The following is a 2342-nucleotide window of genomic DNA, read 5'->3' as shown; positions in this document are numbered from 1 at the left end:
CTGCTGTCACGCGACGTCTTCATCCGCAAGCCGATGGTGCCACGGCTCGACCGCTGCATCCGCGTCAGCGTCGGCCTCGATCACGAGCTCGACATTTTTGCCGAGGAACTTCCCGGTGCTTTGGCGGCAGCGCGGGGTAATTAGGATACCGCTGGCGCGCAACCGGCAGCAAAAGCCGCCTACAAATCCATTTCCCAGGTCTGGCCGGTCAGATCCTTGCCGAAGCTGCGGTGGTGCTCCTGCGAGACCAGCCTGAAGCCGGCACGTTCGTAGATCGCGCGCGCCGCAACGAGGATGTCGTTGGTCCACAGAACTAGCTTGGCGTAGCCGCAAGCCCGGGCCTGGTTCACGCATTCCGCCACCAGTCGTTTGCCGATGCCGAAGCCGCGCGCCGACGCCTCGACATGCAGCATTCTCAGCTTGGCCACCTTATCATCCTGATGAACCAGGAACACCGCGCCGACCGGCTGACCACCGCGCTCGGCGATCCAGCAGAAATCGCGGCCGGGCACGAAATTGCGAATGAAATCGGCGCCGATCTCGGCGAGCATGGCCTCGAACTCGATCGTCCAGCCATATTCCTCGGCATAAAGTTGGGCCTGGCGCTGCACGACCCAGCCGACATCGCCGACGCGGTGCGGCCGCAACGTCACCTCGCCGCTTTCACGGGTGGGATCACCCAGCAATTCCCCCGCCTTGCGCAAGGCGCTGCGCAGTTCATGCAACCTGTCGTCGGGTACGCTTTCGATCAGCCGCGCCGTATCCCGATCGGCCGCCGCCTGCAGCCTGGCAAGCGCTGCCTCGCCCCTTGCGGTCAGCGAGAGGACCCTTCGGCGCCGGTCAGCCGGGTCCGTTCTGGCCTCGGTCAGCCCCTGGCCCGCGAACTTGCGCAGGATCCGCGTCAGATAGGCGGCATCGACACGCAATTGTCTCGATATTTCGGAGGCCGCCGGGCCATTCTCGAGCCGAAAAGCCCCAACCAGGAAACCTCGCTCGCCGGCGATTTCGGCGGAAGCCGGGTTGCTGCGGTGACCCAGTTCGAACAGCACGCGCGCCTCGGTCAAAGTGAATGCACTTTGTGTCAGCGTCTCGTCGAGAAGGCCGACAGTGCGCGTGTAGAAGCGATTGAAGCGCCGGACATCGGCCACCAATGCGTTGCGTTCGTCCAACATTTGCGGCCAGCTCCTAATAAAGCAGTTCCATTTTCCTAAATTAGTGGACTGAGTCAATTAAATTCAAGGCCAGAAGGCCAGCTAAAGCCGGAAGGCCCAGCTATTGCGTCCGCGCGCAGGTTGCATTCCTCAGGCCGTGCGCCAGATTCAAAACGAGACAGGCTTGGAGAGATTCATGGCTGGTCATCGCAGGAAAGTGCACGCACGCGTCTACGGTAACGTGCAAGGCGTCGGCTTCAGAGCCTGGGCCCGGGATGAGGCCACGGGCCTTGGTCTTGCGGGCTGGGTTTGCAATGAAGCGGACGGGTCCGTAACGGCCGAGATCGCAGGCCTCGATGAGGAGGTCTCGACAATGATCGAGCGCCTCTGGAAAGGGCCGGCCGGGGCTTTGGTTTCCAAGGTCGACGTCGAGGAGTTGGAGGCAGACAACGCCTCTGTTGGGTTCAGAATCGTGGCATGAAGGCGGATTTGGATTGAGCGCCTTGAATTAATTAAACGTTCGTTTTATTATTGCTCCGCAGAGGAGCTGACATGGCACGCACCGCCGGGTCTGATGGCGAAAAGACCGAAGCGACCATTCGTGAGGCGGCGGTCAATCTGATCGCGCGTTTTGGCTACGAGGCGATGTCGATGCGACAGCTCGCCGCCGAGGTCGGCGTACAGGCGGCCGCACTCTACCGCTACTTTCCGACCAAGGAAGAGCTTCTGTTCACGCTGATGCGCGAGCACATGGAAGGTTTGACCGAAGCGTGGGAAACAGCTCGCCCGGTTAATGCGGATCCCGTGCAGCGGCTTTCGGCCTATGTCGAAAACCACATCACTTTCCACATCGAGCGACGGCACGCCACGCATGTGTCGAACATGGAATTGCGCAGCCTGTCGCCGGAAAGGCTGACGCAGATCCTGCGCATGCGCACTGCCTACGAGAAGGAGCTGCGCACCATCCTGCGCGACGGCGCCGAGACGGGCACCTTCAGCATCGACGACACCGGGCTGACCGCCATGGCGCTGATCCAGATGATGACCGGCGTCATCGTCTGGTTTCGGCCGGGCGAACGGCTGTCGATCGCTGAAGTGACCACAACATATCTTTCAATGACAATGCGGCTCGTCGGCGCGAAGATCGACGCCTACGGCGCCGCGCGTCCCTTCGGACGCGCAAAGGACGCT

At 61.8% G+C, this 2342-nt stretch carries 3 protein-coding genes and 1 pseudogene; 3 read left to right on the top strand and 1 reads right to left on the bottom strand.

The annotated features are described in order from the left end of the window. Positions 1-144 (top strand): annotated as a pseudogene (locus tag EN994_RS36440) (pyridoxal phosphate-dependent aminotransferase); the annotation flags it as partial. Positions 145-179: 35 nt separating this feature from the next. Here EN994_RS36440 and EN994_RS27580 read toward each other — a convergent pair. Beyond that, positions 180-1172, bottom strand: coding sequence for a helix-turn-helix domain-containing GNAT family N-acetyltransferase (locus EN994_RS27580; RefSeq protein WP_013532604.1), 993 nt, complete (start codon positions 1170-1172; stop codon positions 180-182). Positions 1173-1347: 175 nt separating this feature from the next. On the opposite strand from EN994_RS27580, the gene EN994_RS27575 reads away from it, so the two are divergent. Beyond that, the gene (locus EN994_RS27575) at positions 1348-1632 is read left to right on the top strand and encodes an acylphosphatase (RefSeq protein WP_013532605.1); all 285 of its coding nucleotides are present in this window, start codon (positions 1348-1350) and stop codon (positions 1630-1632) included. Between the two features lie 71 nt (positions 1633-1703). Beyond that, positions 1704-2342: TetR/AcrR family transcriptional regulator (locus EN994_RS27570; protein WP_164746249.1), on the top strand; the 639-nt coding region annotated here is incomplete at its 3' end.

It is taken from the genome of Mesorhizobium sp. M7A.F.Ca.CA.002.09.1.1, assembly GCF_003998555.1.
GTDB classification, from domain to species: domain Bacteria; phylum Pseudomonadota; class Alphaproteobacteria; order Rhizobiales; family Rhizobiaceae; genus Mesorhizobium; species Mesorhizobium ciceri.
The sequence above is the reverse complement of the archived record's forward strand: the minus strand, read 5'-3'. Positions and strand labels throughout refer to the sequence as shown.